Annotated in this window: 5 protein-coding genes; 2 read left to right on the top strand and 3 right to left on the bottom strand. The window is 48.8% G+C overall.

Annotated features, from left to right (window positions below; genetic code table 11):
• Positions 1–616: 616 nt before the first annotated feature.
• On the top strand, positions 617–946 hold the full coding sequence (locus AC0THY_RS07395; RefSeq protein ID WP_489994231.1) for a hypothetical protein: 330 nt from the start codon (positions 617–619) through the stop codon (positions 944–946).
• Positions 947–965: 19 nt separating this feature from the next.
• The gene (locus tag AC0THY_RS07390) at positions 966–2411 is read left to right on the top strand and encodes a helix-turn-helix domain-containing protein (protein ID WP_489993796.1); all 1446 of its coding nucleotides are present in this window, start codon (positions 966–968) and stop codon (positions 2409–2411) included.
• Here AC0THY_RS07390 and radA read toward each other — a convergent pair.
• From radA to AC0THY_RS07375, 3 genes are all read right to left on the bottom strand, one after another.
• Positions 2408–3766, bottom strand: a complete 1359-nt coding sequence (gene radA / locus AC0THY_RS07385; RefSeq protein ID WP_489993795.1) for a DNA repair protein RadA — start codon at positions 3764–3766, stop codon at positions 2408–2410. The two genes, AC0THY_RS07390 and radA, sit on opposite strands and share 4 nt — an antisense overlap.
• A gap of 191 nt (positions 3767–3957) precedes the next feature.
• A complete protein-coding gene (locus AC0THY_RS07380) occupies positions 3958–4371 on the bottom strand; it encodes an endosialidase (RefSeq protein WP_489993794.1) in 414 nt (137 codons plus the stop codon).
• A gap of 74 nt (positions 4372–4445) precedes the next feature.
• A complete protein-coding gene (locus AC0THY_RS07375) occupies positions 4446–6893 on the bottom strand; it encodes an ATP-dependent Clp protease ATP-binding subunit (RefSeq protein ID WP_489993793.1) in 2448 nt (815 codons plus the stop codon).
• Between the last annotated feature and the right edge of the window lie 25 nt (positions 6894–6918).

Raw genomic sequence — 6918 nt, 5'->3', positions numbered from 1 at the left:
GCTCTACATAAAATACAGAAGAAAAATTTCTTTGAAACACTTAGTTACCTTTTCTTCTAATCCTCATGTGCAGATTAACAGCAATTGTAACCTGAAGACCCTCTCCAATGTACTCCCCCTGGTGTTCTCAGGCTTTGCGAATTACCTTCCATACTATACCTACAGTCAAATATCTGAGACTGACTGCTTCCAATGTGTTTGGCCTTATTACTTGATTGCACATGATACTGTGCTCGTTTTTTCCGCAGACTTTACAAAGAGTATCCTGCACACGAATCCCGTACATGTTGAAATGTACCGTTCAGAGATGGAGCGCATTTTTCAAGATTCACGCCCTTTGATGTCTGTCAGCAGCTCAATTAATGACTCCTTGAGCTTATACCTTAATGCAAAGCTCGCCAAAGGGCCTGTGTGCAGTTCTATGGAGAGCATGCCTTGCTTTCTCCCCTGCCTACCCCAAAGCCTGCTGCAGCCCCTTTTCTCCTATGATGTGGATGGCCGGCTGCAAAGATCATTCCCCCAATTTGCCGATGCTCCGGCATCAAAGGCGTCCCCCTCTTACTTTTTTGAAGCAGGCTTAAGGAGTTTTCTTAAGACAGGGCAAATAAGAGGACAGATGTCTTCCTATCTGCCCCCATTGGATCTGGAGCAGAGGCGAAGCCTCTTGAGACGGTTTGTGGAGACAAATAATGGAAATCTTCAGGAATGTAAAATGCTGAAAACAAATTTTCCCTTTTCGGAAAATTTCTATCTGGAGCTATTGCCGGAAAACCAGCTGCTGTTTTGCATGTTTGAAGAGAACAACAGAATTCGCTTTATCTTAATCAACGAATCCAGTATTTTTGAGGCTTTTGCCGATTATCTCCAATATATGAGCGATTCTGCCAACTCCTATTCTCTGCTTGAGACAAACCGGTACATCTTAAATCAAATAAACATTGATTAAAAAAATGGGAGAGCGTCAGATGTCAAAACTGAGTGAACGATGCAGACAGCATCTGGAAATGAACGGCTACACAGTATATACATTTGCAAAAAATACCGGTCTGGATCGTGCGTCCATACATCGCCTTGTCAGCGGTCTTAGGCTGCCCTCCAAGGCCTTTTTAAGCAGCTTTTGTGATTCTCTGCGCATAAATGCCAGGGACCGCAGAGAAATCCTGAATCTTTATGAGGAAGAAAAATCAGGAGCCGCTGTTTATCAAAACAGAGAACACATAAAAAAATTGCTCTCTGAAATAATGGAGCTTGACACCAACAAGGCTCCTCTGTTTGTAAACCTGCAGGCTCCGGATTCTACAGACAAGCTGCCTCTGAAGTCTGATACACTTTTGCAGACCACCTGCCTGGTTTTTAGCCTTCTGGAGCGTGCTTTTGCTTCCTTGGATACAAATATGCCGCTGCTGTGTAATCTGCCTCCGGACTCCCCCTTTCCTATTTCCATTGCATTAAATCAGTATCACCTCAAATACCGCAAAAAGATCTGTTTTAAGCACTTGTTTTTTCTGATTCAGGAGGACAAGCAAGATTCCGGCCGCCTCCAGAATTTACAGGTTCTGCGCCATGTGCTTCCTCTTGCCCTTTCCAGGTTTGAGACCTATTTACCTTATTTTTCATACTGTGTGGAAGGGATGGCGGCCACAGCGGAAAGGGCCTGGCCCTACTACTTGATTACTGATATGGCTGTACTGGTGATTTCATCCGATATGACAAAAAGTATCTGTATCCAGGACCCCGCCAAAATCATAGCCTATCGCCAGGAGATGGAGAATGCCTTTTCAAAGGCCAAACAGATGATGCAGATCACTCACACCCCAGAGGATGCCGCTTCCCTTTACAAGCACGGAAGCGATCCCTGTATACCACTTGTGGCTTTTTTTAAGCAGCAGCCCTGCCTGACTTCCTGTATCCCTGAAGAAACTGTACTTTCCGGCTTCCAATCCTTGGGGTTGTCCTCATATCTGACCAGTGAATATCTTGCGCATCGCGAACCCGGAAAACGCCTTTCCAACACAACTGCTTTTTTTTCATGGAAAGGTTTAAAACTGCTGTGGGAAACGGGCAGGATTGTGGGTCAGGCCACTGCCTGCCTTCCTCCCCTGACGGTTGCGGACCGCAGAAAAACCCTTGAAACCTTTATTCAAGAAAATGGAAAGACAATGGCTTACAGCCTGCTTTTGAAGGAAACCATCGCCTTTCCCGACAGCCTCTATTTTGAATTGCTTGCGGAAAACCAGGTGTTCTTCTGTATGCTATTAGATCAATGTGACATGCGGTTTGCCATCCTCAGGGAACCCGGTATCTACCAGGCCTTTCTGGATTTTGTGCAGTATCTCTCCGACCATGCATACACCTTGGAGGAAACCAATCAGATTGTCCGCAGGCTGCTGGACGAAAAGCCAATGGATTAGATGCAGTTTACAGCATCTCTTAAGCTTCTCACCCCTACAATACGGATATCCTTAATTTTTTCAGCCGCCGCTATGGATACCTGGGGCATAATCACAGTGGTAAATCCCAGCTTTTTTGCCTCCTGCACCCTCTGCTCCGCCATATTGACAGCGCGGACCTCCCCGCTGAGTCCCACCTCGCCGAAAGCTATGGTCTTCTCATCAATTGCCCTGTCTTTATAGCTGGAGATCAACGCCAGAACGATTCCCAGGTCAATGGCCGGCTCGTTCATCCGAATCCCTCCAGCGATATTCACATAGGCATCACAGGAGGACAGGTGCAGCCCAAGCCGTTTTTCCAGCACAGCCATCAGCAGATTTACCCGGTTGTAATCTGTTCCCACCGCTGTTCTTCTGGGCATTGCCATATTGCTCTGGCAAACCAGTGCCTGAATTTCTATGAGAATGGGACGGGTGCCTTCCATAGAACAAGCCACTATGGACCCGGATGCCCCCTCAGGTTTCCCACTCAGCATAAACTCGGAGGGATTTTCCACCTCCTCCAATCCCCTGTCTCTCATTTCAAAAACACCGATCTCATTGGTTGATCCAAATCGGTTCTTCACCCCTCTGAGTATGCGGTACGAAGCGTGTCTGTCCCCCTCAAAATAGAGTACAGTGTCCACCATATGTTCCAGAACTCTCGGTCCTGCCACCACCCCCTCTTTTGTCACATGACCCACAATGAAAATGGTAATACTCATGCCTTTTGCAATCTGCATGAAGACTCCTGTGGACTCCCGCACCTGGGACACACTGCCCGGTGCTGAGGAGACTTCTTCATTATACATAGTCTGTATGGAATCTATGACCACCACGTCCGGCTTCGTTCGCTCTATAGCCTCCCGAACAGATGCCAGATTGGTCTCACACAGCAGGAACAGTCCTTCACCGATCTCACCAATCCTTTTGGCGCGCATCTTGATCTGCTGCAGCGATTCCTCACCTGATATATACAGAACCCTTTTGCCCTGATCTGTCAGGTTTTTGCAGACCTGCAGCAGCAGGGTAGATTTCCCGATTCCCGGGTCCCCTCCAACCAGCACCAGAGATCCGGGGACAATGCCTCCTCCCAGTACCCTGTCCAGCTCCTTCATTCCGGAAGCGGTCCGAATTTCTTCATTTGTCTCAATGCTATTTAGCTGCACCGGCTCAGCCGTTGTTGTCCTTCTGCTAATCTTTGCCCCCGGGGCCTTCTGTACCGTTTCCTCAGCAAAACTGTTCCACTCTCTGCATGCGGGACACTGTCCCATCCATTTGGCAGACTCATAACCACAGTTTTGACAGAAAAATACCGTACTCTTTCCTTTTGCCATCTGTCTTCCTCCATCATTCTCCAGCATACGTGTCAAAGACTTTTCTATGTAATAATAAAAAGAATCCTGCGCGCAGGACGATCCCGCCCGGAGGGCTTTTTATATCATAGGGAATTCCGAAGGACTTTCCTATGATATGAAAAAATCCGTATACAGATGTCTCCCACCTGTATACGGATCTTACTGCAAGACTAAGCTCTCTCGATTTTAATCGTTACTGTCTCCGCGCCTTCAAGCTCTACACTGAGCACAAGTTTGCCGCCCAGGTTCGTCTTCATTTCACCGACTTCACTGTCCTCCACAAAGATCTGATACTCCGTATCCTCCTCCAGCTCCACTGTGATCTGCGCATCTGTCGGTCCCTCTACCTGGAAAGTCATTCCCGACTCTGTCACATCCAGGTGATTCACCGTAGTGCCTGGAACAGATTCGTAAACAAACATCCCATTTCTCTCCAGCTTTGTAATTTCCCTAAAGGTCTTTACTTTATACAAATCACCATTGTGCTCAAAATCGGAAACTTTGGATTTCTGATCCAGTTCATAGTTGCCGAAACTGATCGTTCCATCTGCTTCTGTGCGTATTAACTCGCTGATTACTGACATTTTTATGCCCTCCTGGTATTGTCTCTATGTGCTAAATTCTATCATAAAACCTCGAATTATGCCAGAGCTTTTCTCTACTTTACAGAAAATTTAATTTCTTTGTTGGCTGTCCCCACAGCCACCGTGTCTCCTGCCTTTACCCTTCCCTCCAAAATCTCCTGTGCCAGGGCATCTTCTATCTTGCTCTGGATCGCACGCTTTAGTGGACGAGCACCGTATTTTTCATCAAATCCTGCCTGGGAAATCAACTCTTTCGCAGAGCTCCTCACTTCTAAAGTAATGTTCATCTGCTCCTTGCAGCGCTTTGCGAAATCCTTAAGCAAAATGGAAACAATACTTTTAATGTGTGTGTGATTCAAGGAGTGGAATACGATGATCTCATCAATGCGGTTGAGGAACTCCGGCTTGAACATCCGTTTGACCTCCTCCATCACACTTCCTTTCATAGTCTCATAGTTGGCTTTCTCGTCATTGGCCGCCGCAAAGCCGAGCTTCTTGGGCGAGATTATGGACTGCGCCCCTGCATTGGAGGTCATGATGAGTATGGTGTTTTTAAAGTCCACTTTTCTTCCCTGGGAATCTGTGATATGGCCATCATCCAGCACCTGAAGCAGGATATTGAACACATCCGGATGTGCTTTCTCAATCTCATCAAATAAAATGACAGAATAAGGATTCCTCCGGACCTTCTCACTGAGCTGTCCCCCCTCATCGTACCCTACATATCCCGGCGGGGAGCCGACCAGCTTGGAAACGCTGTGCTTTTCCATATACTCGGACATGTCAACCCGGATCATGGCCTGCTCGCTTCCAAACACTGCTTCCGCAACCGCTTTTGAGAGTTCTGTCTTACCCACTCCCGTGGGCCCTAAGAACAGGAAGGACCCAATGGGACGCTTGGGATCTTTTAAGCCCACACGCCCTCTTTTGATGGCCTTGGCCACCGCTGACACCGCTTCCTCCTGTCCGATTACTCTCTTGTGCAAGATCTGTTCCATCTTGAGCAGCCGCTGGGTCTCCTTCTGTGCCAGCCTCTTGACCGGAATCTTTGTCCAGGTAGATACTACCTCCGCAATATCTTCCTCCTGCACCACAGCTCTTTTGGATGCACTCCGCTTTTCCAGATTCCTCCGCATCTTCTCAAGCCTCTGCTCCTTCTCCTCCTGCTCTGCCTTCAGATTCCTGGCCAACGCAAAATCACCGGCCTTAATCGCCTCCTCCTTCTCGCTATAAAGCTGGTCTATTTCCTCCTGTATCTGCTCAATGTGATCAGGTGCTTTGTAACCACGAAGTTGGAGCTTGGAGGATGCCTCGTCAATCAGATCAATGGCCTTATCAGGGAGGAAACGGTCATTGATATAGCGGTTGGAGAGTTCTACCGCAGCCTCCACTGCCTCATCCGTAATCTCCACACCGTGAAAAGATTCGTAATTGGGCCTCAGTCCCTTTAAGATGGCGATGGCCTCTTCCTCTGTGGGTTCCTCCACCGTGACCGGCTGGAACCTCCTCTCAAGCGCCGGGTCCTTCTCTATATGCTTACGGTATTCCTCAATGGTGGTAGCTCCAATAAGCTGAATCTCACCTCTGGAGAGGGCCGGCTTCATGATATTGGAGGCATCCATGGCCCCCTCCGCCCCTCCGGCTCCGATGATGGTGTGCAGTTCATCAATAAACAGCAACACATCCCTGCTGTCAGAAACCTCTCTGAGTACCTTTTTTATCCTCTCCTCAAACTCTCCTCTGTACTTAGAGCCGGCAATCATACTGGCCAGATCCAGAGTGACTACTCTCTTATCCTGGACTGTCTGTGGCACTGCCCCGGTGACAATTCTCTGTGCCAGCCCTTCCACCACCGCGGTCTTCCCTACTCCCGGTTCGCCGATCAGGCAGGGATTGTTCTTTGTTCTGCGACTTAATATCTGCAGAATGCGTTCTATTTCCTCCTCCCTGCCGATCACAGGGTCCAGCTCTCCTTCTGCCGCCATCCTGGTTAAATCCCGGCTGTACTGGTCCAGGGTAGGGGTGGTGCCCTGCCGGTTCTTAGCCGCCTTGGCCCCCTGCGCCAGCTCCTTGTACATCTCCTCCTCAATTCCCATGGTCTCAAGAACTGCCATATAGAGTTTCTGGATATTGATTCCCAGGGTGTGCAGCAATCTGGTGGCCACGCACTCCCCATCCTTGATCATGGTAATCAGGATATGCTCTGTGCCCACCTGGTCCATATGAAACAGGGATGCCTCCCTAAGGCTCCCCTCCAGCAAAGCCTGGGCCCTGGGCGTATACCCCTCTCTCCAGGCCTCTTTCACATTTCCCTCCGGTGCGATCAGCTTTTCAATCAGCTCCAACAGCTTGTCCTCATCCACACCGCTTTCCGACAGTACCATCGCCGCTGTTCCCTTTTCCTCCTCGATCAGTCCCAGCAGCAGATGCTCGGAACCCACATATCCATGTCCGTATTTGTCTGCCGCCTTCCTGGCAAGTTCCAATGCCTTTCTGGCATTTTCCGTATATTGTTCCCGCATGTCGCATCCTCCTGTTTTGTCTAAA

The sequence above is a fragment of the Ruminococcus sp. 8Y-12 genome (assembly GCF_058119865.1).
Note: the sequence above shows the minus strand (reverse complement) of the source record. Positions and strands in the feature narration are given on the sequence as shown.